The sequence below is a fragment of the Mesorhizobium sp. B2-6-1 genome (genome assembly GCF_006440475.1).
Classification (GTDB): domain Bacteria; phylum Pseudomonadota; class Alphaproteobacteria; order Rhizobiales; family Rhizobiaceae; genus Mesorhizobium.
Genome location: NZ_VFUH01000001.1, coordinates 254,323 through 280,825 on the forward strand (window position 1 = coordinate 254,323; position 26,503 = coordinate 280,825).

Annotated in this window: 22 protein-coding genes and 1 pseudogene; 11 read left to right on the forward strand and 12 right to left on the reverse strand. The window is 64.6% G+C overall.

The window, feature by feature from the left end; translation table 11 throughout:
- Positions 1-19 precede the first annotated feature (19 nt).
- From FJ443_RS01340 to ggt, 4 genes are read left to right on the forward strand one after another with little or no spacing between them, the layout of a single operon-like run.
- Complete coding sequence (locus tag FJ443_RS01340; RefSeq protein WP_140524271.1) at positions 20-1,102, forward strand: ABC transporter ATP-binding protein; 1,083 nt, start codon at positions 20-22, stop codon at positions 1,100-1,102.
- A complete protein-coding gene (locus FJ443_RS01345; protein WP_140662479.1) occupies positions 1,102-2,028 on the forward strand; it encodes an ABC transporter permease in 927 nt (308 codons plus the stop codon). Before FJ443_RS01340 ends, FJ443_RS01345 begins: the two co-directional genes overlap by 1 nt.
- The gene (locus FJ443_RS01350) at positions 2,025-2,825 is read left to right on the forward strand and encodes an ABC transporter permease (RefSeq protein ID WP_140559092.1); all 801 of its coding nucleotides are present in this window, start codon (positions 2,025-2,027) and stop codon (positions 2,823-2,825) included. The genes FJ443_RS01345 and FJ443_RS01350 overlap by 4 nt, the downstream gene beginning before the upstream one ends.
- Positions 2,826-2,873: 48 nt before the next feature.
- Positions 2,874-4,460 carry a gamma-glutamyltransferase gene (gene ggt / locus FJ443_RS01355; RefSeq protein ID WP_140563703.1) on the forward strand — a complete coding sequence of 529 codons (1,587 nt, stop codon included), beginning with the start codon at positions 2,874-2,876 and terminating at the stop codon, positions 4,458-4,460.
- 85 nt (positions 4,461-4,545) lie between these two features.
- Here the strand turns inward: ggt and FJ443_RS01360 are convergent, their stop codons facing one another.
- The 7 genes from FJ443_RS01360 to FJ443_RS01390 all read right to left on the reverse strand — a co-directional run bounded on the left by FJ443_RS01360 (position 4,546) and on the right by FJ443_RS01390 (position 12,608).
- A complete protein-coding gene (locus FJ443_RS01360; RefSeq protein WP_140662483.1) occupies positions 4,546-6,321 on the reverse strand; it encodes an ABC transporter ATP-binding protein in 1,776 nt (591 codons plus the stop codon).
- A gap of 163 nt (positions 6,322-6,484) precedes the next feature.
- Positions 6,485-7,429, reverse strand: a complete 945-nt coding sequence (locus tag FJ443_RS01365; RefSeq protein WP_140625239.1) for an acetamidase/formamidase family protein — start codon at positions 7,427-7,429, stop codon at positions 6,485-6,487.
- Positions 7,419-9,062, reverse strand: coding sequence for an ABC transporter substrate-binding protein (locus tag FJ443_RS01370; protein ID WP_140662485.1), 1,644 nt, complete (start codon positions 9,060-9,062; stop codon positions 7,419-7,421). The genes FJ443_RS01365 and FJ443_RS01370 overlap by 11 nt, the downstream gene beginning before the upstream one ends.
- Before the next feature lie 34 nt (positions 9,063-9,096).
- Complete coding sequence (locus FJ443_RS01375) at positions 9,097-10,017, reverse strand: ABC transporter permease (protein WP_140491557.1); 921 nt, start codon at positions 10,015-10,017, stop codon at positions 9,097-9,099.
- A complete protein-coding gene (locus FJ443_RS01380; protein WP_210239460.1) occupies positions 10,014-10,880 on the reverse strand; it encodes an ABC transporter permease in 867 nt (288 codons plus the stop codon). Before FJ443_RS01380 ends, FJ443_RS01375 begins: the two co-directional genes overlap by 4 nt.
- Positions 10,881-10,899: 19 nt before the next feature.
- A complete protein-coding gene (locus FJ443_RS01385; RefSeq protein WP_140491561.1) occupies positions 10,900-11,517 on the reverse strand; it encodes an ANTAR domain-containing protein in 618 nt (205 codons plus the stop codon).
- On the reverse strand, positions 11,514-12,608 hold the full coding sequence (locus FJ443_RS01390; RefSeq protein WP_140491563.1) for a transporter substrate-binding protein: 1,095 nt from the start codon (positions 12,606-12,608) through the stop codon (positions 11,514-11,516). Before FJ443_RS01390 ends, FJ443_RS01385 begins: the two co-directional genes overlap by 4 nt.
- Before the next feature lie 748 nt (positions 12,609-13,356).
- Between FJ443_RS01390 and FJ443_RS01395 the strand changes: the two genes are divergently transcribed.
- From FJ443_RS01395 to FJ443_RS01405, 3 genes are all read left to right on the forward strand, one after another.
- Positions 13,357-14,211 carry a MetQ/NlpA family lipoprotein gene (locus FJ443_RS01395; protein WP_140491565.1) on the forward strand — a complete coding sequence of 285 codons (855 nt, stop codon included), beginning with the start codon at positions 13,357-13,359 and terminating at the stop codon, positions 14,209-14,211.
- Between the two features lie 71 nt (positions 14,212-14,282).
- Entirely contained in the window at positions 14,283-15,371 is a 1,089-nt protein-coding gene (locus FJ443_RS01400) for a methionine ABC transporter ATP-binding protein (protein ID WP_140662487.1), read from the forward strand.
- Positions 15,352-16,008 (forward strand): methionine ABC transporter permease, encoded by a 657-nt coding sequence (locus FJ443_RS01405; protein ID WP_140662489.1) that lies wholly within the window; start codon positions 15,352-15,354, stop codon positions 16,006-16,008. The genes FJ443_RS01400 and FJ443_RS01405 overlap by 20 nt, the downstream gene beginning before the upstream one ends.
- Positions 16,009-16,017: 9 nt before the next feature.
- Here the strand turns inward: FJ443_RS01405 and FJ443_RS32020 are convergent.
- From FJ443_RS32020 to FJ443_RS01425, 5 genes and pseudogenes are all read right to left on the reverse strand, one after another.
- Positions 16,018-16,368, reverse strand: a pseudogene (locus tag FJ443_RS32020) (Fic family protein); the annotation flags it as partial.
- Positions 16,369-16,383: 15 nt separating this feature from the next.
- Positions 16,384-16,593, reverse strand: a complete 210-nt coding sequence (locus FJ443_RS32025; protein WP_348641925.1) for a hypothetical protein — start codon at positions 16,591-16,593, stop codon at positions 16,384-16,386.
- A 4-nt stretch (positions 16,594-16,597) separates the two neighbouring features.
- Positions 16,598-16,804, reverse strand: a complete 207-nt coding sequence (locus FJ443_RS01415) for a hypothetical protein (RefSeq protein ID WP_140514236.1) — start codon at positions 16,802-16,804, stop codon at positions 16,598-16,600.
- Positions 16,805-16,909: 105 nt separating this feature from the next.
- Positions 16,910-18,595: a hydantoinase B/oxoprolinase family protein gene (locus FJ443_RS01420; protein WP_140662491.1), complete on the reverse strand. Its 1,686-nt coding sequence runs from the start codon at positions 18,593-18,595 to the stop codon at positions 16,910-16,912.
- Position 18,596: 1 nt separating this feature from the next.
- Positions 18,597-20,681, reverse strand: coding sequence for a hydantoinase/oxoprolinase family protein (locus tag FJ443_RS01425; RefSeq protein ID WP_140662493.1), 2,085 nt, complete (start codon positions 20,679-20,681; stop codon positions 18,597-18,599).
- 222 nt (positions 20,682-20,903) lie between these two features.
- Between FJ443_RS01425 and FJ443_RS01430 the strand changes: the two genes are divergently transcribed.
- The 4 genes from FJ443_RS01430 to FJ443_RS01450 all read left to right on the forward strand — a co-directional run bounded on the left by FJ443_RS01430 (position 20,904) and on the right by FJ443_RS01450 (position 26,486).
- Positions 20,904-21,731, forward strand: coding sequence for a ferredoxin--NADP reductase (locus FJ443_RS01430; protein ID WP_140491577.1), 828 nt, complete (start codon positions 20,904-20,906; stop codon positions 21,729-21,731).
- A 207-nt stretch (positions 21,732-21,938) separates the two neighbouring features.
- Positions 21,939-22,979 carry a deoxyribose-phosphate aldolase gene (gene deoC / locus FJ443_RS01435; protein WP_140662495.1) on the forward strand — a complete coding sequence of 347 codons (1,041 nt, stop codon included), beginning with the start codon at positions 21,939-21,941 and terminating at the stop codon, positions 22,977-22,979.
- Positions 22,980-23,202: 223 nt separating this feature from the next.
- Entirely contained in the window at positions 23,203-25,575 is a 2,373-nt protein-coding gene (locus FJ443_RS01445; RefSeq protein ID WP_140662497.1) for an aldehyde dehydrogenase family protein, read from the forward strand.
- 179 nt (positions 25,576-25,754) lie between these two features.
- Positions 25,755-26,486 (forward strand): SDR family oxidoreductase, encoded by a 732-nt coding sequence (locus FJ443_RS01450; protein WP_140491586.1) that lies wholly within the window; start codon positions 25,755-25,757, stop codon positions 26,484-26,486.
- The last annotated feature ends 17 nt before the right edge of the window (positions 26,487-26,503 follow it).

Genomic DNA, 26,503 nt, shown 5'->3' on the forward strand with positions numbered 1-26,503 from the left:
TGCCTAGGAGAAAACAATCTTGTCCATTGCGCCATCCGCGCTGCCGATCGGCATGCGCGCGATAGAGAAACGTTTTGGCTCCGTATCGGTGCTGCGCGACCTCAATCTCGACGTCGCGGCCGGCGAATTCCTGACGTTGCTCGGCCCTTCCGGCTCCGGAAAGACGACGCTGCTGATGATCCTGGCGGGATTCGTCAGGGCCAATGCCGGCTCAATCAAGGTCGGCGACGAGGAGATCATCACCACGCCGCCGCACAGGCGCAATATCGGCATGGTGTTCCAGAACTATGCCCTGTTCCCGCATATGAACGTCTTCCACAACATCGCCTTTCCGCTGAAGCAGCGCCGCGTTCCGGCCGCCGAGACGGTGGAACGCGTCGAAAAAGCGCTGGAGCTGGTGAAGTTGCAGGGCCTCGGCGAACGGCGCGTCGACCAGCTCTCCGGTGGCCAGCGCCAGCGCGTGGCGCTGGCGCGTGCCATCGTGTTCGAGCCGCGCATCGTGCTGATGGACGAGCCGCTGTCGGCGTTGGACAAGGGCCTGCGCGAGCACATGCAGATCGAACTGCGCGCCCTGCATCGGCGGCTTGGCATGACGACTGTCTATGTCACGCACGACCAGCGCGAGGCGATTACCATGTCGGATCGTATCGCCGTCATGAATGCCGGGCGCATCGAGCAGCTCGACAAGCCCGAAATTCTCTACGCCGCGCCGCGCACCCGGTTCGTCGCCGGCTTCATCGGGGAATCGAATTTCATTCCCGTCGAATGCCGCTCCGGTTCGGTCTGGTACGAGGACAGGCAAATCCACACCGCGGCGCCGGCGCCGGCATCGGGCCAGCAGCTGATGGTGGTGCGGCCGGAAAAGCTGCGGCTGCTGTCAAATGCAGAGCCGGCCAAGGGCGTCAACGTGCTCAGCGCGACGCTCAGTGACGTGATTTATCAGGGCGACAGCTTCGTCTGCTACGCCGTGCTGCGCGACGGCAGGCAGCTGACATTGCGCGACTATTGCCGCAGCGACGTGCTGGCCAGGTTGCCGGCCTCCGGGCAGCCGATCGCGCTTGGCCTCGATGCGCAGGATACGATCCTGGTGGCGGCGGACTGATGAGCGTGCAAACCGCCACGATGGACGAGGCAATTGGCGCCATGACCCAGGACCTGAACGCGCATGCGTTGCGCGCCGATGCGCGGCGCGAGCAGTTTCGGCTGCTGGCGCTGCTGTCGCCAAGCCTGTTCTTCGTCTTTGCCATCATCATCGTGCCGATCGGCTGGCTGTTCTGGCTGTCGCTGTTCGACGAGGTCGGCGTCTTGAGCGCCGCCAACTATGCGCGCCTCTTCGAGCAAGTCTCCTATATCAAGACCTTCCTCACCACCTTCAAGGTCGCCTTCATCGTCACCGCCGCTTGCGTGCTGCTGGGCTATCCCTTGGCTTATATGCTGTCGCAATTGCCGCGCCGGGCGGCGTCGATCTGCCTGATCTTCGTCATCCTGCCGTTCTGGACATCGGTGCTGGTGCGCACCTATGCCTGGCTGGTGATCCTGCAGCGCAAGGGGCTGATCAACAGCTGGCTGATCGACCTCGGAGTCATCAGCCAGCCGCTGCCGCTGGCCAACAATTTTTCCGGCGTCGTCATCGGCATGACGCATATATTGCTGCCGTTCCTGGTGCTGCCGCTCTACGCCTCGATGAAGACCATCGACACCGACTGCCTGCGCGCCGGGATGAACCTGGGCGCCGGCCCCGTCGCCACCTTCCGGCAGATCTTCTTTCCGCTGTCGCTGCCCGGCCTCGCCTCGGGCGTGGTCATCGTCTTCGTGCTGTGCCTCGGTTTTTTCGTCACGCCGGCGCTGATGGGCGGCGGCAAGGTTGTCATGTGGGCGATGCGCATGGAACAGACCACCAGTCTCTATTCCAACTGGGGCGCCGGCGCGGCGCTCGGCGTCGTGCTGCTCGCGGTCACGCTGGCGCTGCTCGGCCTGTTCCAGTGGCTGCTCGGCGCGCGCGCCACAGGTGTGTGGAGTTCGCGATGAGTGGAGATGTCGGCCTGCCGATCTCGCACCGGCAACGTCTGTGGCTCTATGCGCTGGGCGGCCTCGTGCTGCTGTTCCTGATCGCGCCGTCGGTCATCATCGTCATCATGTCGTTTTCGGATTCGACGCTGCTGCAGTTTCCGCCCCAGCAATGGTCGCTGCGCTGGTACCAGACCTACTTCCAGTCGCCGGAGTGGCGCGACGCGACGGTCGTCTCGGTCAAGGTGGCCGTTATGACAGCGCTGGTGGCGACGCCGCTCGGCACGGCCGCCGCCTACGCCATCAATCGCGGCACGCTGCGCTTCAACGGCAGCATCAACGCACTGATGACGGCATCGCTGATCGTACCTGTGATCCTGATCGGCATCGGCACTTTCTTCCTCTACGCGCGCATCGGGCTGAACAACACGCTGACCGGCCTGGTCATCGCGCATACGGTGCAGGCGCTGCCGCTGGTGGTGCTGACGGTGCTTTCGGGCCTGCGCTCCTACGACATGAACCAGGAGCGCGTGGCGCGCAGCCTGGGCGCCGGACGCGTAGCCGCCTTCTGGCAAGTTACCATGCCGCAGATCCGCTTCTCGATCGTCTCGGGCGCGCTGTTTGCCTTCATCACCTCCTTCGACGAAGTGGTGGTTTCGCTGTTCATCTCGGGCGGCGAGACGACGACCTTGACGCGCCGCATGTTCAACGCCCTGCGCGACCAGATAGACCCGACGATCGCTGCCATCTCGACCTGCCTGATCGTGCTGTCGGTCGTGCTCTTGTCGGTGGCGCAGATCTTCGGCAGACGGCATTGATTTCACCGGACCAATTGGCTTCAAGTGACCAGGAGATATTCGGACAGAATGCGTGATTTCCAGTTTCCCGGCCGCTCGCCGGTCCGTGCCACCGAAGCGATCGCCGCGACCTCGCATCCGCTTTCGACGCTTGCAGCCATTGACATGCTGCGCGCCGGCGGCAATGCCATGGACGCCGCTGTCTGCGCCGCCGCCGTGCAGGGCGTGGTCGAGCCGCAATCGACCGGCATAGGCGGCGACTGCTTTGTCCTCTATTGCCCCGCGGGGCAGGGACACGTGCTGGCTTTCAATGGCTCCGGCCGGGCGCCCGCCAAGGCGACCGTGGACTGGTATCGCGACAAAGGCTTCAGCGAACTTCCCAAACAGGGACCGCATGCCGTGACCGTGCCCGGCGCGATCGACGCCTGGTGCAGGCTGCTGGAAGACCATGGCAGCAAGGACCTTGCAGAGGTGTTGGCGCCGGCGATCAACTATGCCGAGAACGGCTATGTCGTGCATGACCGCGTCGCCTTCGACTGGGCCGAACCGGAGACCGACCTGTCGGCCGACGAGCACGCCGCGCGCATTTTCCTGCCGGGCGGCGAGGCGCCCAGGGCCGGCGACGTGCACCGGCAGCCGGAGCTTGCCGCCACCTTACGCATCATTGCCAGGCATGGCCGCGCCGGGTTCTATGAAGGCACCGTGGCCGACGACATTGTGAGCCGGCTCAGGGCGTTGGGCGGACTGCATTCGCTTGAGGATTTCGCTTCGACCAAGGGCGATTATGTAGCGCCGGTCAGCGTCTCCTATGGCGGCCACGAGATCCACCAGATGCCGCCGAACAATCAGGGGCTGACGGCGCTCGTGATGCTGAATGTGCTGTCGGGGCTCAGGCTCGGCGAGCTCGACCCCGGCGGCGCCGAGCGCCTGCACTTGGAGATCGAAGCGGGGCGGTTGGCCTACCGCGACCGCGACCGTTTCCTCGGCGACCAGGACCATGTGCCGGTGCCGGTAAAAGAGCTTCTGTCGGCCGCCTATGCCGAGCGGCTGCGCGCCGAGATCGACCGCCAGCGTGCCATGACGCACCTGCCGGATGTGCAGCTGCCCGGCAGCGACACGGTCTACATCTCCATCGTCGACCGCGACCGCAACGCGGTCTCCTTCATCAACTCGACCTATTATTCCTTCGGCAGCGGCGTCGTCGGCCCGAAGACCGGCGTGGTGCTGCAGAACCGCGGCTCGAGCTTCCGCCTCGACCCGGCGCATCCGAACGCCATCGCGCCCGGCAAGCGGCCGATGCACACGATCATGCCCGGCATGGCGACGCGAAACGGCCGCGTGGTGATGCCGTTCGGCGTCATGGGCGGCGGCTACCAGCCGTTCGGCCACGTCCATCTTTTGACCAACATGCTCGACTTCGGCATGGATCCGCAGCAGGCGCTCGATGCGCCGCGAGTGTTCTACAATGACGGCATGGTGGAGGCCGAGCGCGGTGTTCCCGCTGATGCGATCGAAGGCCTGCGCCGCCGCGGCCATGCCATCACCCAGCCGCACCACCCGCTCGGCGGCGGCCAGGCGGTGCTGATCGACTGGGAAAAGGGAACGCTGACCGGGGCGTCGGACCCACGCAAGGACGGAATGGCGCTTGGGTATTGATGGGATCGGGACAGCCGTCGCGGCCCGGATATGGCTGCAGTTGCCACAGGAAGCGTCGGCGCCGCCCCACATGAGCAGCATACCCTCACCCCGCCACCAGGTGACCGCCTCCGACATCGCTCAGCGCCAGCCTCTGCGGGCTCTCGCCCAGCCTCCGCGTCGCACTCGGAATCTCCTGGTCCAGCCTTGCGAACCGGCTCCTGCGCTTCGCCGGATCGGGCACCGGCACAGCTTCGATCAGCCGCCTGGTGTAAGGGTGGCGCGGGTTGGAGAAAACCTGGTCGCGCGTGCCCATCTCGACGATCTGGCCGAGATACATGACGGCGACGCGGTCGGAGATGTTTTCGACTACGGCCATATCATGGGAGATGAAGAGGTAGGCGACGCCGAATTCGCGCTGCAATTCCTTCAACAGGTCGAGCACGCGCGCCTGCACGGAAACGTCGAGGGCCGAAACGCTTTCGTCGGCGATGATCAGCTTCGGCCTGAGCGCCAGGGCACGGGCGATGCAGACGCGCTGGCGCTGGCCGCCGGAGAATTCGTGGGGATAGAGCTCCATCTGGCCGGCCGACAGGCCGACACGCTCGAATAATGCCGCCACCCGCTCCCTGCGCTCCTCCTTCGAAGCGACGCCATGGATGACCAGCGGCTCGGCGACGAGATCGCCGACGCGCATGCGCGGGTCGAGCGAAGCGTAGGGGTCCTGGAAGATCATCTGCACGTCGCGGCGCACCGCCTTGCGCTCGTCGCGGCCGAGGCCCGACAGGTTGCGTCCGCCGATGACGATGTCGCCGGTATAAGGCACCAGTCCGGCCAGCGCCTTGGCGGTGGTCGACTTGCCGCAGCCGGACTCGCCCACCAGCGCCAGCGTTTCGTTGGGCGCGATCGAAAAGCTGACGCCTTCGACGGCATGGACGCGCCGGTTGACCCGGCCGAAGAAGCCGCCACGCAGGTCGAACCGGACATGCAGATCGGTGACATCGGCGACGTTCGCCGGCGCAACCGGCTCGGCAATCTCTTTCGATGTCTGGCGGCCGGCGCCAGTGCCGATGCGCGGCACGGCGGCGAGCAGCTCGCGTGTGTACTCGGCTTGCGGCCTGGCGAAAATGTCCGATGTCTTGCCTTCCTCGACCATGCGGCCATGCCGCATGATGATGACGCGGTCGGCCATTTCGGCGACCACGCCCATGTCGTGGGTGATGAGGATGACGCTGGTGCCGTGCTGGCGCTGCAGGTCGCGCAGCAGTTCCAGAACCTCGCCCTGCACGGTGACGTCGAGCGCAGTCGTCGGCTCGTCGGCGATCAGCACGTCGGGTTCCAGCGCCAGCGCCATGGCGATCATCACCCGCTGGCGCATACCGCCGGACAGCTCATGCGGAAACTGTTTCAGCCGGCTTTCGGCTTCCGAAATGCGCACTGCCTTCAACGCCTCGCTGGCGCGGCTTCGGGCCTCGGCGGGCGAGAGGCTGGTATGCGCCTCGATGGATTCGGTGAGCTGGCGGCCGATCGACAGCACCGGGTTCAGCGAGGTCATCGGCTCCTGGAAGATCATGGCGATGCGGTCGCCGCGGATGCGGCGCATCCGGCGCTCGTCGAGCGCTGTGAGATCGGTGTCGCCCGCATCCCCGCCAAGAAGGCGGATCGTGCCCGAAGATATGCGCGCGGCGGGCCGCGGCAGTAGTTGCATGATCGCCAGCGCGGTCATCGATTTGCCGGAGCCGGATTCGCCGGCGATGCAGAGCGTCTCGCCGCGTGAAAGCGTCAGAGAGAGGTTGGAGACGACGTCGCGCTCGCCGTCCTCGCCACGCACGGAGACGGAGAGATTGGCGATGTCGAGAATGGTTTCGGTGGCTGATGTCATTGCAGACGCAAACCTGCAAGGGATTTATTCTGTGGCGCCCCCCACCCGGACCTTCGGTCCGACCTCCCCACAAGGGGGAGGTAGGGCGCCGGTTTTTTACTCTCCCCCTTGTGGGGAGGGTCGCTGCGAAGCAGCGGGGTGGGGGTGCAGCGCCGACCGAACATCATTCGAACACGCAGCGCGGGAAGTAGAACGACACCACCCAGTTCGGCATGTCGACGATCTCGCTGATCCTGAGATCGCCACAGACCGAGGCCAGCATATAGGCCTCGACCGGATCGATCTGGTAACGGCCGGCGAGCAGGTCGATCATCTGGGCGACCGCCTCTTTCGCGCCGGTCATCAGGTCCGGGCCGATGCCCGTGGTCACCTCGTAACCCTTGGTGTCGAGGTGGCGCGTCACCGGGCCGGGCGTGGTGAAGCGCGGCATCTTCAGCCTGGCGTCCTTGACAAGGTCGAGCTTGAGCACGACGTCCATCGGGCTTTCGATCGCCGTGCCGCAGACCTCGCCATCGCCCTGCGCGGCATGCGTGTCGCCGACCGAAAACAGCGCGCCGGCCACCTCCACCGGCAGATAGAGCGTTGTGCCGGCGGCGAGGTCGCGAATGTCCAGATTGCCGCCGACGCGGCGGGGCGGCACCACCGAGTGATGGCCCATCTCGCCCGGCGCGTTGCCGATGGTGCCGGCGAAGGGTTTCAGCGGCACGCGGCCGTTCTTGCCGAACAAGGCCGGCTCCAGCGAGGCGGCATCGTATTTCCAGATGTTGAGCGCCGGCTGCTTGAAGTCGTCGGCGAGCAGGCCGAAACCTGGAATGTTCGCCGTCCAGCCGAAGCCGGACGGTTTGAACATCTCGATCGTCACCTTCAGCGCGTCGCCCGGCTCGGCGCCCTCGACGAAGATCGGCCCGGTGACAGGGTTGATCCCGGCGAAGTCGAGCTTGGCGATGTCGGCGACGGTGCTGTCGGGCTTGAGCTGGCCACCGGAGGAATCGAGGCACTGAAACTCGATGATCGAGCCGGGCGCCACGCGCTGCGCCGGGGCAAAGGAATTGTCCCAGCCGAAATGGTGATGGCGTCCGTGGATGGTGTAGTCGCAGTTATTGCACATCTTTTACATACACATTGTCGTAGTTGATCGGGATATGGACCGGGTCGACATAGAGGTTGTCGGCGCCGCCCATGCGCGCGGACTTCATGGTAAAGCGCTGCTCGTTGAAGACCGGCGCCCAGGGCGCGTCCTCCATCACCTTGTCGTAGATGGCGCTCCACATCTTGTCGCGCTCGCCTGATTTGGCTGGGTCGACCACCGAGTCGGCCTCGGCCGCCTTGGCGTCGAGGTCCTTGTTGCAATACCACGACCAGTTCCAGCCGCCAGGCACCGCGCCGGCGCAGCCGAGGATCGGACCGTAGAAGTTCGATGGGTCCGGGAAGTCGGCGATCCAGGCCATGCCGCCGGACCAGATCATCGGCGCGCCGGCCTTATCGCCGCCGGCGGCGATGACGTTTGCCTGGGCGAGCGACTGGATGCTGGCCTTGATGCCGATCGCCGCCAAATCCTGCTGGATCGCCTGCGCGATGCGCGGATTGGGATCGGTGTTCATGGCGAAAAGCTGCGTCTCGAAGCCGTCGGGATGGCCGGCTTCGGCCAGCAGCGCCTTGGCCTTGGCGACGTCATAGGGATAGCCCTTGTACGCCTTGTCGTAGCCCGGCATCGACGGCGGCAGCGGCTGGTTGGCCGGCACGGCGCGGTTGTTGATGATCTGCACGACGCGCGCCTTGTTGATCGCCATGTTGACCGCCTGGCGCACCTTCACATTGTCGAACGGCGCCATGGTGGTGTTCATGGTGACGTAGCCGGTGTGCAGTTGCCCGCCCTCCACGACGCGCGCCTTCTGCTCGGGATCGGCCATCACCTCCTGGAACTTGGCCGGCGGAATGCCGTCGCCGGGCACGTCGATCTCGCCCTTCTGAAGGCGCAGCAGCGCCACGATCGGCTCCTGGCCGATCTCGAAGGTGATCTTGTCCAGATGCGGCAGTCCCTTATGCCAGTAGTCCGCGTTGCGCTCGAAGACGATGCGCTGGCCGAGCGTCCACTCCGCGAGCTTGAAGGCGCCGGTGCCGACCGGATGCTTGCCGAAATCGGCGCCATATTTCTCAACCTCTTCCTTCGGCACGACATGCGAGAAGTTGATGGCCATGACATGCAGGAAGGTGGCGTCGGGCCGGGTCAGCTCGAACTTGACGGTATAGGGGTCGACCACGGTGACACCCGATAGTGTCTCCGCCTTGCCGGCGGCGACATCGTCATAGCCCTTGATCGAGCCGAAGAAGCCGGCGCCGGGGCTCTGCGTCTTCGGGTTGGTGACGCGGTCGAGCGAGTATTTCACGTCCTCGGCGGTCATTTCGCGGCCATTGTGGAATTTCACACCATGGCGCAGCTTGAAGGTGAAGGTCTTGCCCTCGGGCGAAATCTCGTAGCTTTCGGCGAGATCGGGCTTGAGGTTCGTGGTACCCGGCTCGTAGTCCATCAGCCCGTCGAACAGGCTCTTGATCATCGACCAGTTCTGCCAGTCATAGCCGATCGCCGGGTCGAGGGTCGCGACATCGTCCTTGTAGGTGATGGTGATGGCGCCGCCCTGCTTGGCGTTGGGATCGACGGCGTCCTCGGCGCGGACGCTCGTCATGCCGAGCATCAGCGCCAGCGCCGATGCGGCCACGGTTGATGCGAGAAGCTTTTTCATTGTTATGTTCCCTTTCTCTGTTGGTTTTCTGGTTTCATCTGAGCTTGATGCGGGGATCGATGAACGGGGCGATGATGTCGGCCAAGAGATTGCCGAGCACGATGGCGAAGGCCGACACCAGCGTCACGCCCATGATGATCGGAATGTCGACGCGCTGGATCGCCTGCCAGGCGAGCTGGCCGATGCCTGGCCAGCCGAACACGCTTTCGACCACCACGATGCCGCCCATGAAGATGCCGATGTCGATGCCGATCATGGCGATGACCGGCAGGATGGCGTTGGGGAGCGCATGGCGGAACAGGATGGCGCGGCGCGCCAGGCCCTTGGCGCGCGCGGTGCGCACATAATCCTGGCGGAGCACGTCGATCATCGAGGAGCGCATCATGCGCGCGTACCAGCCGGCGCCGAGAATGCCCATGGTGAGCGAAGGCAGCACCAGATGGCGCCAGGTGCCGTAGCCGCCGATCGGGAACCAGCCGAGCCGCACGGCGAACACGTAGAGCAAAAGCAGGCCGACGACGAATTGCGGCGCCGAGACGCCGACGAAGGAGGCGACCATCAGCGTCTGGTCGGTGGCGGTGCCGCGCTTCACCGCCGCAATCAGGCCCATCGAGAGCCCGATCAGCAATTCGCACAGGATGGCGCCGACCATCAGGAGCAGGCTCGCCGGCAGCCGCGAGACGATCAGTTCGGTGACCTCGGAGCGTTGGATGTAGGAGCGGCCGAGATCGCCGCTGGCGAGCTTCGTGAGATAGTGCCAGTACTGGACGACGAAGGGCTGGTCGAGGCCGAGCTGCTGGCGGATGTTCTCGACCGTCTGCGGCGTGGCGCTGCGGCCGGCGATCTGGCGCACCGGGTCGGCAGGCAGCAAATAAAGCAGCGCGAATGTGATAAGCGAGACGCCGAGCAGGATGAGCAGCGACTGGATCAGGCGGCGGCCGAGATAGGCGATCATGCCCGGCCCCTTTGCGTCGGATCGAGGATGTCGCGCAGCGCGTCGCCGATCAGGTTGAAGGCCAGCGCCAGCGCCAGGATCGCCGCACCCGGGAAGAACACCAGCCAGGGCGCCGCCTGGAAGTAGGTCTGGTTCTCGAAGATGATGTTGCCCCAGGAGGCCGTCGGCGGCTGCACGCCGATGCCGAGGAAGGAGAGCGTTGCTTCCAGCAGCACCGTGGTCGAGATGCCGAGCGTGCCCCAGACGATGATGGTGGGCAGGAGATGCGGCAGGATGTGACGAAACAGGATGCGCGGCGCGCTCGCCCCGATGGTGCGTTCGGCGTCGATGAACTCGCGTTCGGCGAGCGAGGAGGTTTCGGTATAGATGACACGCGCGGTCTGCACCCAGTTGACCAGCGCGATGACCAGAGCGACGATCCAGAGACTTGGCTCGAACACGGCCGCGAGACAAATGGCGAGCAGCAATGCCGGAAACGCCATCATCAGATCGGTGAAGCGCATGAGAGCACTGCCGATCCAGCCGCGGAAATAACCCGCCGTGACGCCGACCAGCGTGCCGATCAACAGCGCCACGCCGTTGGCGGCGATGCCGATGATCAGCGAGGTGCGGGCGCCGTAGAGGATGCGGGTCAACAGGTCGCGGCCGAGCAGATCGGTGCCCAGCCAGAATTTTGCGTCAGGCGGCAAGGGCGAGCCTTCCAACGTCAGCCCGTCGAACATCTGCTCATTCGGGTCATAGCCGGTCAGCCATGGCGCGAGGATCGCGCCGGCAAGGACGATGGCGACGATGAACAGACCGAGCAGCGCCAGGCGGCGTTTGACCAGCCGGCGCCAGACGCCGGCGCGCGACTTGACCGGCATGCGTGCGGCCGCCGGGAGGTCAGGCGCGATAGGAGTGGTCATCGCCGCCTTCCTCACCCGTTACTTCCTCATTGGTCATTGCCACGATGCGGCGCGCCGCATCCTCGACACTGATCTGCCAGCTCATCGCCAGCGAGCGCAGCTGCGCGTAGGCGCGATCGTCGTCGGCGCCTTTCGACAGTGCCGCGACGGCGCGCACGATGGTCTGGCGCTCGGCGACACGCTGACGCAGCGAGGCGATCTCGCCGGCCAAATGTTTTCGCGCCTCGAAACTCTGCCTTGCGATCAGCAGCGCGCTGTAGACGCCGGCAGTGCCGACCGGCTTCAGGAGCTGCGCATCGGCCTTGTGCGAGAGAGCCCATTCGATGCGGCCGGGCGCCTCCGAACCGATCAGCGCCACCAGCGGCATCGGCGCCTCGCCGGCCTTCCACGGGAATTGCTCGTCGAAACCGAGATCGGCGTCGAAGAACACGAAATCGGCGGCCAGCGCTTCAGGCGGCAGTTCGGGCCAGCAGTCGACGGTGACCAGGCCGATGGCGGACAACTGCCTGGTGATGGCCTGCACGGTCGGGTGCGGGCGATGCAGGATGAATGCCCTGGCGCCGCCGAGATTCGGGATGCGCGATGGCCTGGTCACGACACCACCCTCAGGCGCGGCCGGCCGAATGTCGTGGCGGGGTCGTAGCGTGACAGGTACGGATCGGGCGCGACCTCGTGCTGCCGGCTGACGACCTCGAAGAAGCCGTCGGCGATCCGGCCGATGATTACCGGCAGCGTTGCGTGCTGGGAATGAGCGTCGATAGCAATCGGGCCGAGCCGGGTGGAGAAGCGCCGTTCGGCGAAGGCCTTGGAAAATTCCGCCGGACCGGCGTCGGGATCACGCGAGAGCACGTCGGCCATCACTTGCACGGAGGCATAGGCGGAGGCCTCGAAAGACGAGGCGAAGGCCGCCGGGCGAGGCGCGAAATACGGCCCGACCGACAAATGCCCCTTGCCGGTTTCGCCGATCGCCGGCAGCTCACCCTCGGTGAGGTTGCAGGAGATGATCGGGCACACCTCGGGGCTGAAGGCCGGGTCCTCAACGCCCAGGTCGCGGTAGGCCGCCAGGAAGGCGTAGGAGGAGGTGCCGATCAGGTTGTTGAGGACGAAGTTCGGCCGCGTCGCCCGGATCTCGGCGATCAGCCGCGACACGTCGGTCTCGCCTATGCGCAGATAGCGCTCGCCCAGAACCTTGCCGCCGGCATCCGCGATCAGGTCGCGCGCCACGCGGTTCATCTCCCAGCCCCAGATGTAGTTCGAGCCGAGCAGGAAGCCGTTGGCGCCGAAGCGGGGCACGACATGGGCCATCAGCGGCACCAGATGCTGGTTTGGGCAAGCGTGCATGTAGACGACGTGCTCGTTGGCCTCGAAGCCTTCATAGGGGCAGGCGTACCAGAGCATGCCGCCGGCTTTTTCCAGCACCGGAATGGTCTCCTTGCGACTCCAGGAAGTGACGCAGCCGACGACATGGCGGGCGCTGCTGGTCTTGAAGATGTCCTCGCAGAGCGTCGCATAGCGATCGGCATTGCTTTGCGGGTCACGCTCGACGGGCATCAGTTCGATACCCGAGCCGCGGTCGGCATTGGTGTCGGCGATGGCGCGCATGGCGCCCATCCGGCACGCATCGGAGACGAGCTGGTAGCTTCCCGAGCGGGAATAGAGGATGCCGATCTCGATACGCCGTTTCAAACAGATCCCCAAAATAACAATGCCCCGCAGCCACCGCCGGAGGGCGAGGCATACGAGGCATTCTTGCCGCCCGGCGATCAGGGCCGGTATTTTCAGCCTAAACTATTCCGTGCCACCACGCAGTCAAGCGGGAAAGTGGGTAGTGTCTCAGTTTGAAATTAGACGCCGCGCTTGTCGCGATCCTAGCCAAACTCCTATGGAAAAGCGGCGCGATTGAAAAGAACATGTGACCTTTTGGACCGGTCGGAATCAGGCCGCCTTGCGCCGTATGAGAGATGCTAGGACGGTACGCATTCCTGAGTATGCCGGGCCGCCGATTGTCACTTCCCAGTCAGTGCCGCGTTTACGGGGAAACTTAGCACTGCGTAGCGCTTCACGGAATGCTGTCGGCTCAACGCCTACGGTTTGAGCCATTTCTTCAGCGGTTGTGTATTTGGCTATCATGAAATCTCCTGTGCTTTCCTCTAGGCATATAGGGATTCAGAGCGGAATGCGCCAGCAGACCGGCCAGATCGCAACCGGGACACTACGGGAAAGTGCGTTCGTCAGCTCAACCGCGGCGCTGCGGCCCGTTTGGCGCGGCGGCTAGGCTACCGTGCTCGCCGTTCAGAAAATTTTGAGAGAATATTCCGGGCTTCCGGGCGAACCGGGAACGCGGTTCTTTGATAATATCCCTAGAGTTTCTGATGATCTGGACAAGGCTTGGCGTTCCGCCCGGCTTGTGACTTCGCAACCGCAGAGATCCATCATGTCCGATTTCAGGAACACCTTGTCGTCTTCCCTCTCGTCATATTTCAACCGCCGCGCGGGTCTTGGCTTGCTTTTCGCTTCGGCGGTCGCGGTCGCCGGGCTGATTGCGCCCAGCGCTTCGTTCGCCGAGGACAAGAAGGCGATCAAGGTCGGCATCATCAGCGGCGAGGACGAGGATGTCTGGCGCGTCGTCGTCGCCCAGGCGGCGCAAAAGGGCCTCAGCATCGAAACCGTGGTCTTCAACGATTACACCCAGCCCAATGAGGCGCTGGAACGCGGCGAGATCGACGCCAATGCCTTCCAGCACCAGCCCTATCTCGACAACCAGATCAAGACACAGGGCTACCACATCGTGCGCGTCGGCTATACCGGCGTCTGGCCGATCGGCCTCTACTCCAAGAAATATACGAAGATCGCCGACCTGCCCGAGGGCGCGGTGATCGGCGTGCCGAACGATCCCTCCAATGAAGGCCGGGCGCTGCGCGTGCTGCAGAACGAGGGCGTGATTAAACTGAAGGACGGCACCGGCATTCTCGCCACCACCGCCGACATCGCGGAAAACCCGAAGAAGGTCGAGATCAAGGAGCTTGACGCCGGCATTGTCGGCCGCTCCGTCGAGGATCTCGATGCCGCCGTGGTCAACACCGACTGGGCGCTGAAGAGCGGCCTGACACCGGAAAACCGTATCGCGCAGGAGCCTATCGCCGACAACCCCTACCGCAACTTCATCGCGGTCAAGGTTGGCAATGAGAACGAGCCCTGGGTGAAGACGCTGGTCGCCTCCTACCAGAACGAGGCGGTGAAAGCCGAGTTCGACAAGGTCTACAAGGGCACCGGCCTCAGCGCCTATTGAGGCTGTTAGTGCATTTGACATGAAGGCGGTCCGCGCGGTGCGCGGGCCGCGATCGTATTCGGGATCCGCGCATGAACCAGCATTTCTCAGCAACCGCAGAAGCCATGGAGGGCACAGGCCCACCGCCGCAAGACGTGGTGCGGCTCGTCGACCTGAAGCGCCGCTTCGGCGCGACGGCGGCACTCGACGGCATTTCGCTGACGGCGCACAAGGGGGAGATCCTCGGCATCATCGGACGCAGCGGCGCCGGCAAATCGACGCTGATCCGCTGCCTGAACGGACTGGAGCGGCCGGATTCCGGTGAAGTCTTCATCGAAGGCCGCGAGATCAGCCGGCTCGGCGAGCGCGACCTGCAGCCGCTGCGGCGGCGCATCGGCATGATCTTCCAGCATTTCAACCTTTTGTCGGCCAAGACCGTCGAGGACAATGTGGCGCTGCCGCTCAAGATCGAGGGCCGCCCGAAGGCGGAGCGGCTGCGCCGCGCCGCCGAACTGCTTGAACTGGTCGGCCTGTCGGAGAAGGCAAAGGCGTATCCGGCATCGCTGTCGGGCGGACAGAAGCAGCGCGTCGGCATCGCCAGGGCGCTGGCCGCGCGGCCGGCGCTGCTGTTGTCGGATGAAGCCACCTCCGCGCTTGACCCGGAGACGACGCGGTCCATCCTCGCCTTGCTGAGGGACATCAACCGGCAGCTTGGCCTGACCATCCTTTTGATCACCCATGAGATGGAGGTGATCCGCTCGATCGGCGACCGCGTGGCGGTGATCGACGCCGGGCGCTTCGTCGAGCAAGGCCCGGTCTGGTCGGTGTTTGCCGAGCCGCGGTCGCCGATCACGAAAAGCCTGCTTGGCGCCATCCGGCCGCAACTGCCGGCCGAGCTCTTGGCCCGGCTGCTGCCCGCGACCGGCGCGGAGACGATCCTGCGCGTGGATGTGGCCGGGGAGGCCGCGCAAAGCCCGCTCTTGTCCGATCTCGCGACGCTCGTGCCTGGCACGTTCCGCCTCGTCCATGGCGGCATCGACCATATCCAGCAGCAGCCGGTGGGCACACTGTTCCTGTCTGTCCCCGGCAGCGATGCAAGCCATCTCGCGCGAGTTATCGCATTCCTGAAATCGCGCCAGGCGCGGGTGGAGGTGCTTGGCCATGTCGCCGATCCTGTTTGAGCTTCTGCTGCGGTCGATCTGGGAGACGGTGCTGATGACGGCCGCTTCCGGCCTCATCTCGCTGGTTTTCGGCCTGCCGCTTGGTCTCGCCTTGATCGCCACCGAACGCGGCGGCATCGCCGAAAGCCTGTGGGTCAACCGCGTGCTCGGCGCAGTCATCAACGGCTTCCGGTCGGTGCCGTTCATCATCCTTTTGGTGGCGCTGATCCCGGTGACGCGGCTGATCGTCGGTACCTCGATCGGCACCTGGGCGGCGATCGTGCCGCTGTCGATCGCCGCCACGCCCTACTACGCGCGCATCGCCGAAGTGTCGCTGCGCGAGGTGGACCATGGCCTGATCGAGGCGGCGCGCGCCATGGGCGGCAACCGCTGGACGATCATCCGCGAGGTGCTGGTGCCGGAAGCGCTGCCAGGCATCGTCGCGGGCTTCACCGTGACGCTGGTGACGCTGGTCGGCGCCTCCGCCATGGCCGGCGCGATCGGCGCCGGCGGCCTCGGAGACCTCGCCATCCGCTACGGCTACCAGCGGTTCGAGACGTCAGTGATGATCGCCGTGGTGATCGTGCTGATCATCCTGGTCTGCGGCATCCAGTGGGTGGGCGACCGGCTGGCGGCGAAGCTGGACCGGAGGGGGTGAGCGGCTGAGCTACGCGATGATGTCTTCGATAAGCGTTTGAAGCGGCGCCTCGGAACCACCGAAGCTGTCAATCATCGCCTGAATAACGCGATCTCGCTCCAGGATATCGGCGTTGAATGTGAAGCCCGCATGTTCAGCAAGCATTGCAAGGAAGGTGAGTTGGGTACGGCCGTTGCCTTCGCGAAAAGGATGAACGGCATTGACCTCCGCAACGACGTGGGCCACGTGCCTCGCAAAACCGAGGCTGTCTAGGTCTGCCAAGGAGTCGGGGTCGCCAAGTTCACGGAACACCCGAACCATCTCGCTGGCGATGTGCTCGGGATAGCAAAACCAGCTGCCACCCTTGCCGATCCGGATGGTGCGCGGCTGACCGGCCTAAGCATACACGTCTTGGAACAGGTGCCGATGCAGGTGGAGATAGTGACGGTAGTCGAGTTCGCCTGCCGGAAGGGGCTCGTCCGCGCGAGTCAGGAACAAGGCGAGCTCGACCTCATCGAGCTCTGCCTGCTCGCGGATATCAAGCAGATTTATAAGCACGGTCGTGCCGGGGTAGCAGAGTGGATCGAACTCGGCAGCGTAGACCAAAGGCCTATTTCTTTTTGCGGATTTCTTCTTTGATCAGCGAGCGCCGCTCGTCACCGGACAACCCTTGCCGCACACCATGGTTGAGTATTTTCGCCATGCGGGACGACAACTTCATACCTTCGACAGCGCTGATTTTCTCGCCATGCGCTCTCGTCAGCACGAAATGACCCGTCTTGGCTGAGCGGCCGGTTCTTGAATTAAGATACTTCATTCGCAAATCATATCATGGACCCGCAGGAGAGGCCAAAACGATTTCCGAGCAAGCCGGACCAGGCCGCGGCCTTACTCCTCCGGGTCGAACAAGGCGCCAGCGAGTTCATGCGGCGCCGAACAAATCCCTGGCCTGTTCAGCCGTATAATAACCAAGCCTGACGTCCTGAGCCACCAGTTCCGGATCGCGCTCGCGCGGATTGCCGTAGCCGCCACCACCCGGCGTACCGACGCGGACGCGGTCACCGGCCTTGAGCGCGATGTCCTGCTCCTTGGAGAGGTGCGGCGGCACATGTTCCTTCCCGTCGCGGATGACGGCCACCGTGTTGGGCTCGCCATCCCGGCCGCCGAGCGCGCCTTGCGGGCCGAAGCGGCCATGGTCCATGACAAAGGAGGCGCGGGCTTCTCCACGCAGGATCTCGACCTCGTAGGCAAGGCCAAAGCCGCCGCGATGTTTGCCGGCGCCGCCCGAGCCCTCGCGCAACGCATAGTGACGGTAAAGCACCGGAAAGGCCTGCTCCATGATCTCGACCGGCGGCGACTTGGAGATGCCGATGGTCGAGCAGCCATTGGTCAGCCCGTCATGGCCGGCATTGCCGCCATAGCCGCCACCAGAGATCTGGTACATGACATAGTCGCGGCCGCGCGCCGGATCGTTGCCGCCGAGCGCGAAATTGCCGCTGGAGCCGGCGGGCGCCGCCGTTACCTTGTCGGGCAGCGCCTGCACCATGGCCGCAAACACCGCCTCGGCGATGCGCTGCGACACTTCCGCGGCGCAGCCCGAGACCGGGCGGGGATATCTGGCATCCAGGAAGGTACCCTCCGGCCGCTTGACCTCGAGCGGCTCGAAGGCGCCGGCGCTGATCGGCACATCGGGGAAGATATGGCGCATGGCGAGATAAACCGAGGACAAGGTGGTCGCCAGCACGCTGTTCATCGGCCCCGCGCAGGGCTTTGACGAGCCGGCGAAATCGAAAGTCAGGGTGTCGTCCTTCTTCTCGACGGTGAGCGCGATGGTCAGCGGCTCGTTGACCACGCCGTCGGAATCGACGAAGGCCTTCGAGCGGTACGTCCCGTCGGGAATGGCCGCTATGTTGGCGCGCATCTGCTCGGCGGCGCGGCGGCGCAGTTCTGCGATCGCCTCGACAACGGTTTCGTCTCCGTAACGATCCAGAATTCCATTGAGCCGATCCTGGCCGATCAGCAGTGCGGCAGCCTGCGCCCTGATGTCGCCGATGCGCTGGTCGGCGACGCGGATGTTCGAACAGATGATGGCGTAGATCTCCGGGTCGAGTACGCCTTTCTTGAACAGTTTGACCGGCGGCAGCCGCAAGCCTTCCTGCTCGACCGCCGTCGCCGAAGCCGAGAAGCCGCCGGGCACCGAACCGCCAATGTCGGGCCAATGACCGGTGTTGGACAGCCAACAGAAAATCTTGCCGTCCCGGTAGACCGGCATGACGAAGCGCACGTCCATCAGATGCGTGCCGCCGAGATACGGGTCGTTGACGATGTAGATATCGCCCGGCTCCGGGGCCAGGCAGCGGCCGTCGGCGATCATCTCGATCACCGTCCTGGTCGAATATTGCATGACGCCGACGAATACCGGCAGGCCCTGGCTGCCTTGCGCGATCAGCGAGCCGTCGACGGCCGAATAGATGCCGTCGGAGCGGTCATTGGCCTCGGCGATGACAGGTGAGAAGGCGACGCGGGAAAAGGTCAGGTCCATCTCATCGCAGACCTGCTGCAGGGCTGCCTGGAGAACCGAGAGCGTGATGGCGTCGAGCTTTTGCATCTCAGGCCTCGCCAATGTCGATGATGATGTTGCCGTCGGCGTCCGAGCGGGCACGGTCGCCGGGTTCGAGCACCGTGGTAGCGTCCATCTGTTCGAGGATCGCGGGCCCTTCGATGATCACATCGAGCGGCAGTTCTTCGCGTGCGTATACGGGCGTGTCATGCCAGCGCCCGCTGTACCAGACCGGCCGGATCTCGCGCCGGGCCTCGTCGAGCGTCTTTGCCCGCCCGGCGGGGTCGATCAGCCGCGACAGATCGATCGCCGGCCTGACACCCGTCACCGAGGTGTTCAAGTTGACCAGATTGGCGCGGATTTCCGGCAGCTCGACCTTGAAGCGCGCGAAATAGGCCTTTTCGAACAGCGCCTGCAGCTCCTGCCGGGTCACCGACGAGGACGGCAGCGGCACGTTGATGATGTGGGTCTGCCCGACGAACTGCATGTCGGCGGAATGGGTGACGCGGATGGTCTGCGGTTTCACCGCCTCCTTGGCGATCAGCTCCTCGCCTTCGTTTCGATGCCGTTCCAATACCTGATGGAGGCGGCTTTCCTCCAAAACGCCTACCGGCTGGTTGATGGTGTTGACGAAATCGTGGCGCAGGTCCGCGACAACGCAGCCGAGCGCGTTGGTGATGCCCGGCCGAGCCGGCACCAGCACCCGGGGCAGTCCAAGTTCGCGCGCCAGAGCGGTGGCGTGCAGCGGGCCGGCGCCGCCGAAGGCGAACAGCGCGAAATCGCGCGGATCGTGACCGCGCGACACCGACACCATGCGGATGGCGCCGGCCATCTTCATATTGCCGAGCCTGAGCACCGCGCCGGCTGCTTCGACGCCGGACAAGCCCGTCGCCTTGCCGATCCTGTCGGCGAAAATGCCGGTGACACGCTCTGATGTGACCGGATTGTCGACGGCAAGCAGCTTCTTCGACGCCAGCCGGCCGAGCACCAGATTGGCGTCGGTGATGGTCGGCTCCAGGCCGCCGCGGCCGTAGCAGATCGGGCCGGGATTGGCGCCGGCACTTTCCGGGCCGATCTGGATCAGGCCTGCCGCGTCGACGCGCGCGATCGAGCCGCCGCCGGCGCCGACCGTGTGCACCGCCACCATCGGCACATGGATGGGCATGGCGTATTCGATCTCGATCTCGTTCGAAACCGCCGGTTCGGCGTTGCGGATCAGCGCCACGTCGGTCGAGGTGCCGCCCATGTCGTAGGTGACGAGGTTTTCGAAGCCGGCGCGCTTGCCCGTATAGGCGGCGGCGATGACGCCCGAGGCCGGCCCGGACATCACGGTCTTGGCCGATTCACGTGTGACGAAGCGGGCCGAGATCATACCGCCATTGCCGTTCATGATCAGGAAATCGCGAGCATAGCCCTTATCAGCCAACTCCTTACGTAGCCGCTCGACATAGCGCTCGAGGATCGGCTGCACCGAAGCGTTGACCGAGGCGGTGACGCCGCGCTCGAATTCGCGCGCTTCCGACAGCAGCGCATGACCCGCGGTGATGTAGTCGTTCGGCCAGAGTTCGGCGGCGATCTCGGCGGCGCGCCGCTCGTGCGAAGGGTTAGCGTAGGAATGCAGGAAGTGGATGACCAGGGATTCGCAGCCGGCATCGATCAGCGCCTTCACCGCCTCGCGCATTTCGGCTTCGTCGAGTGGCATGCGTACCGCTCCCGACGCCTCGACGCGCTCGGACACTTCGAGCCGCAGGTTGCGCGGGATGACCGGAACAAAGGTGCCGGTCATGCCATAGGGCTGCGGCCGCGTGCGCCGGCCGAGCTCGATCACGTCGCGAAAGCCGCGCGTGGTGATCATGCCGGTCTTCGCCAGCCGGCGTTCGAGCACCGCGTTGGTGGTTGTCGTCGTGCCATGCACGATAAGATCGATGCCGTCGATCGGAAAGCCGGTGGTATCGAGCGCCGAAACGACGCCGAAGGCCTGGTTGTCGACGGTCGTGGGCGTCTTGGCGATATGTACCCGCCCGCCATCCTTGCCATCAATCAGAAGCAGATCGGTGAAGGTTCCGCCGACGTCGATGCCGGCGACGACACTGCCCAGGGAATCCGGCGGCTGCACCGAAAAATTCTCTTTCATTGTCGAAACCCGAAATGCTGGGACTACGGATATGTCACAGTTTGGAAAGGTGTTTTACGGCGGCATCTTGACGCAAATATCGTTTGTATACTAATAAATTCCGGACACAAGAGCTTACCGCTTTGGAGTGTGCGAGCAGCACGCCGGAACCTGAACGGTCCGGGCGCGCAGGAATAAGGTTTGGCGCCCGCGTTCGTGAGTTGGGCCAGAAGGTTGGATTTGATGAACACCACATCCGCGTTCAACACCGCCGGCGCTCGCCCGCTGCAATTTCCGATTCCAGCCAATGTCTATGCCGAAACCGTGGTCTCGGTGAAGCACTACACCGACCGGCTGTTCTCGTTCCGCATCACCCGTCCGCAGTCGCTGCGCTTCCGTTCCGGCGAATTCGTCATGATCGGCCTGCCCAATGCCGAGAAGCCGGTGTTCCGCGCCTATTCGGTGGCCAGCCCGGCCTGGGACGAAGAGCTGGAATTCTTTTCCATCAAGGTACCGGACGGCCCCCTGACCTCGGAGTTGCAGAAGATCCAGGTCGGCGACACCGTCATCATGCGCCAGAAGTCGACCGGCACGCTGGTGGTCGACGCGCTGACGCCGGCCAAGCGGCTGTTCATGATCTCCACCGGCACCGGCATCGCGCCCTTCGCCAGCCTGCTGCGTGACCCTGACACTTATGAAAAATTCGAGCAGCTGGTCCTGACCCACACCTGCCGTGACAATGCCGAGCTGACCTATGGCCAGGAACTGGTGGCGGCGCTCGAAAGCGACCCGCTGATCGGCGAACTGACCGGCGGCCGTGTCACGCTCTACAACTCCACGACCCGCGAGGAGTCGGCGCGCATGGGCCGTATCACCGCGCTCATCGGCTCCGGCAAATTCTACGCCGACCTCGGCATAGAGAAGCTCAATCCCGAGACCGACCGCATCATGATCTGCGGCTCGATGCATATGCTCAAGGACGTCAAGGAGATGGCCGAGAGCCTCGGTTTCCAGGAAGGCTCGCTCAGCCATCCCTCGACTTTTGTCGTCGAGCGCGCCTTCGTCGGCTGAGGCCTGCTCTTCTCCGGCGATCGAGCTTTTGACCTTCTGGTCAAAAATTAGCTGCTTTCGCGGCCTTTTTCAGCTACCCTCGCTTGAGGACTCGTGAAGCGCGGCTTCGCGGGCTATCTTCGTGCGTGTCGCCCAAAAGTGCCGAGCGGTTTGGGAAGACGATACACACCAAGACATAGGCGCAGTCGCTGAGTGAAAGGGCAGGAGATGAGCAGCACAATCCGCGAGGCCGAGGCCAAGGTGATGCCGCTGCCGGCGCGCGCCGCCGCCAACACCGCCCTCCCGCTGGATCATCGCATCGCGCGCAATCCCGGCATGAAGCTCGACCTCGGCTTTCTGGAGTCGGTGCGCAGCGTCAACCGCTCGGCGCTGGAACGGCGCGTCGCCAGCCTGACCAAGCGGCGCTCGATCAAGGCCGACAACCAGGCGGCCTGGCTGCTGCGGGCGATAGCCTGCATGGACCTGACGACGCTCAACTCGAACGACACGGAAGAGCGCGTGCGCCGGCTTTGCGCCAAAGCGATCAATCCGCTGCGCCGCGACATCGCCGAGGGCCTGGGCATTGCGGGCGAACCCATCCGCCCGGCCGCCGTCTGCGTGTATCATCCATTCGTCGCCACCGCGGTCGACGCCGTGCGCGGCACCGGCATCCATGTCGCCGCCGTCTCCACCGCCTTCCCGCATGGTCTTGCGCCACTGTCGACCCGCCTCCAGGAGATCGAGGCCTCGGTGCGCGACGGCGCCGACGAGATCGATGTCGTCATCCCGCGCGGCCTGGTGTTCGGGGCCAAATGGCGCGAGCTCTACAACGAGATCGTCTCGATGCGCGCTGCCTGCGGCGATGCGCATCTGAAGGTCATTCTCGGCACCGGCGACCTCGCCACGCTGCGGAATGTGATGCTGGCCTCTATGGTGGCGATGATGGCGGGCGCCGATTTCATCAAGACCTCGACCGGCAAGGAAAGCGTCAACGCCACGCTGCCCGTCGGCCTTGCCATGGTGCGCGCCATCAGGGCTTATTTCGAGGAGACCGGCTATCTCATCGGCTTCAAGCCGGCCGGCGGCATTTCTACCGCCAAGGTGTCGCTCGACTGGCTGGTGCTGATGAAGGAAGAACTCGGCCGGCCATGGCTGGAACCGGAGCTATTCCGCTTCGGCGCCTCGAGCCTGCTGACAGACATCGAGCGGCAGCTCGAGCATCACCTGACCGGGCACTATTCGGCCAATCATCGCCACGCGATGGCTTGAGTCAGGGCTCGAACGTGGAGCCCTACGGCGCCCCCCTCTGTCCTACCGGACATCTCCCCCACACGGGGGGAGATCACGCGCTTCCTTGTTTTCGTCCATTTTCAACGTCGCAAGGGCAGCGACACGCTGAAACTGCCAATCTCCCCCCTTGTGGGGGAGATGTCCGGCAGGACAGAGGGGGGCGCGACAGAGCGCTTGCCGAGGCAATTATCTGGAGGGCCCCATGAACATTCTCGAACGCTATCACGCCATGGAATACGGTCCGGCGCCGGAAGCCCGCAACGAGGCCGACGCCTGGCTTGCCGCGCGCGATTTTTCCAAGGCATTGTTCATCGACGGCTCCTGGAAGGCGGCTGGCGGCGGCCAGACCTTCGAGACCAGCGAACCGTCTTCCGGCAAGCTGCTGGCCAAGGTCTCGGATGCCGGAGCCGCCGACATCGACGCCGCGGTCGCGGCGGCCACCAAGGCGCTGCCGAAATGGTCGGCCTCCTCGGGCTATGCCAGGGCAAAAGTGCTCTATGCCATCGGCCGCGCCATGCAGCGCCACCAGCGCCTGTTCGCGGTGCTGGAGACAATCGACAATGGCAAGCCGATCCGCGAGAGCCGCGACATCGATGTGCCATTGGCGATCCGCCACTTCATCCATCACGCCGGCTGGGCGCAGGCGCTGGACAAGGATTTCCCCGGCCACAAGGGCGTCGGCATCGTCGGCCAGATCATCCCTTGGAACTTTCCGCTGCTGATGCTGGCCTGGAAGATCGCGCCGGCGCTGGCCGCCGGCTGCACCGTGGTGCTGAAGCCGGCCGAATTCACGCCGCTGACCGCCATCCTGTTCGCCGAAATCTGCGAACGCGCCGGCGTGCCGAAAGGCGTCGTCAACATCGTGCAGGGCGGCCCGGAAGCGGGTGCGGCCATCGTCAACCACCCCGGCATCCAGAAGATCGCCTTCACCGGGTCTTCGGAAGTCGGCAAGATCATACGCAAGGCTACCGCCGGCTCGGGCAAGAAGCTGTCGCTGGAGCTTGGCGGCAAGTCGGCCTTCATCGTGTTCGAGGATGCCGATCTCGACAGCGCCGTCGAAGGTCTGGTCGACGGCATCTGGTTCAACCAGGGACAGGTCTGCTGCGCCGGTTCGCGGCTGCTGGTGCAGGAGGGCATCGCCGACGCCTTCATCGCCAAGGTCAAGGTCAGGATGAGCCGGCTGCGCGTCGGCAGCCCACTGGACAAGAACACCGATATCGGCCCGCTGGTCGATCTGACGCAGCTCGATCGCGTCAAGGGCCTGGTCGCCGAGGGCGCAAAACAGGGGGCGGTCTGCTGGCAGCCGGATGCGGCGCTGCCCTCATCCGGCTATTACCATCTGCCGACCCTCGCTACCGGCGTTTCGCCGGCTAATATTCTCGCCCAGGAAGAAGTGTTCGGCCCCGTTCTGGCGACCATGACGTTCCGCAACACCGAGGAAGCGATCGAGCTCGCCAACAACACCCGCTATGGCCTTGCCGCTTCGGTGTGGAGCGAAAACGTCAATCTTGCCTTGCACGTCGCGCCGCAATTGAAAGCGGGTGTCGTCTGGGTCAACGGCACCAATATGTTCGACGCCGCCTGCGGCTTCGGCGGCTACCGCGAGAGCGGTTTCGGCCGCGAGGGCGGGCGCGAAGGCATGTTCGAATATCTCACGGCAAAGCTGCCGCTTGGCCCGGTCATCAAGCCGGCGGCAGCCTCGACACAACCGGTCGAGCAGGCCGATGGCACAGCAATCGACCGGACGGCAAAGCTGTTCATCGGCGGCAAACAGGTCCGGCCGGACGGCAACTACTCGCTGGCGGTTGTCACCGCCAAGGGCAAGCTTGCCGGCGAAGTCGGCTTGGGCAACCGCAAGGATATACGCGATGCCGTCTCCGCGGCGCGGGCCTGCAAGAGCTGGCCGGAGGCGACCGCCTACAACCGCTCACAGGTGCTCTACTATCTGGCGGAAAACCTCTCCGGCCGGGCGGAGGAATTCGCTTCACGCCTCGTCCAGCTCACGGGCGCGACCGCCAAGGCGGCACGCGAGGAGGTCGACCAGTCGATCGAGCGGTTGTTCCTCTATGCCGGACTTGCCGACAAGTTTGAGGGGCGCGTGCACCAGCCGCCGGCACGGGCGGTGACGCTGGCATTGCATGAGCCGGTTGGCGTCGTCGGCATCGTCGCGCCCGACAATCAGCCGCTGCTCGGGTTCATCTCGCTGGTCGCGCCGGCGCTGGCAATGGGCAACACGGTGGTCGCGGTGCCTTCGGAGCGCCATCCGCTGCTCGCCACCGACTTGTATCAGGTCATCGAATATTCCGACGTGCCTGCCGGCGCCATCAACATCGTCACCGGCCGCACGGCCGAACTTGCCGGCGTGCTGGCCAAGCATGACGATGTCGATGGGCTCTGGCTGTTCGCCGATGCCGACACCTGCGCCAAGGCGGAGGTCGAGTCCGTCGGCAACCTCAAACGTATCTGGAGCGGCAATGGCCGTAGCCTCGACTGGGCCTCGGAAGAAGCCGCTGGCGATGCTTTGCTGCGCCGCGCCGTCGAGGTGAAGAACGTCTGGGTGCCCTACGGCGACTGACGTTCCATGCTGTCACAATGGAGATCGGGTTCGGGCTTGACGCTCGGGCTTATGTTCTTTAACGAGAAAAAACATCTTTATCTGTGAACTGACAGAGCAGGCCACATCATGGCCTGTGACTGGCACATGACGCCTTCGCAGGCCGCCGATAAAGGCAGTTAACCCAGGAGGAGAACAGCATGGCGGATCTGGCAGGCAAGGTCGTCGTCATCACGGCAGCGGCGCAAGGCATCGGCAAGGCAAGCGCGCTCGCCTTCGCCAAGGCAGGAGCTACCGTCCATGCCACCGACATCAACGAAACGCTGCTGGCGGAACTCGCCAAGACTGCCGGGATCAAGACACGCAAGGTCGACGTGCTCAATGACGAGGCGGTCAACACCGCCTTCGCCGGGATCGGCCGCGTCGACGTGCTGTTCAACTGCGCCGGTTTCGTCCACTCCGGCTCGATCCTGGAGATGAAGGACAGCGATCTCGATTTCGCTCTCAACCTCAACGTCCGCGCCATGATCCGCACCATCCGCGCCGTGCTGCCCGGCATGCTGGAGCGCGGCGACGGGTCGATCATCAACATGGCCTCGCTGGCGAGTTCGCAGAAGGGCGTGCCGAACCGTTTCGCCTATGGTGTCACCAAGGCTGCGGTGATCGGCCTGACCAAGGCAGTCGCGGCCGACTATGTCGGCAAGGGCATACGCTGCAACGCCATCTGCCCCGGTACGGTCGAGAGCCCGTCGCTGCAGGATCGCATGCACGCGCAGGGCGATTATGAAGCCGCGCGCGCCGCCTTCATCGCGCGCCAGCCGATGGGCCGGCTCGGCACGCCGGAGGAAATCGCCGATCTGGCCGTCTATCTGGCCGGCGCCACCTACACATCCGGGCAGGCCTACAATATCGATGGTGGCTGGTCGATCTGACCGGATCGAGGAGTCTG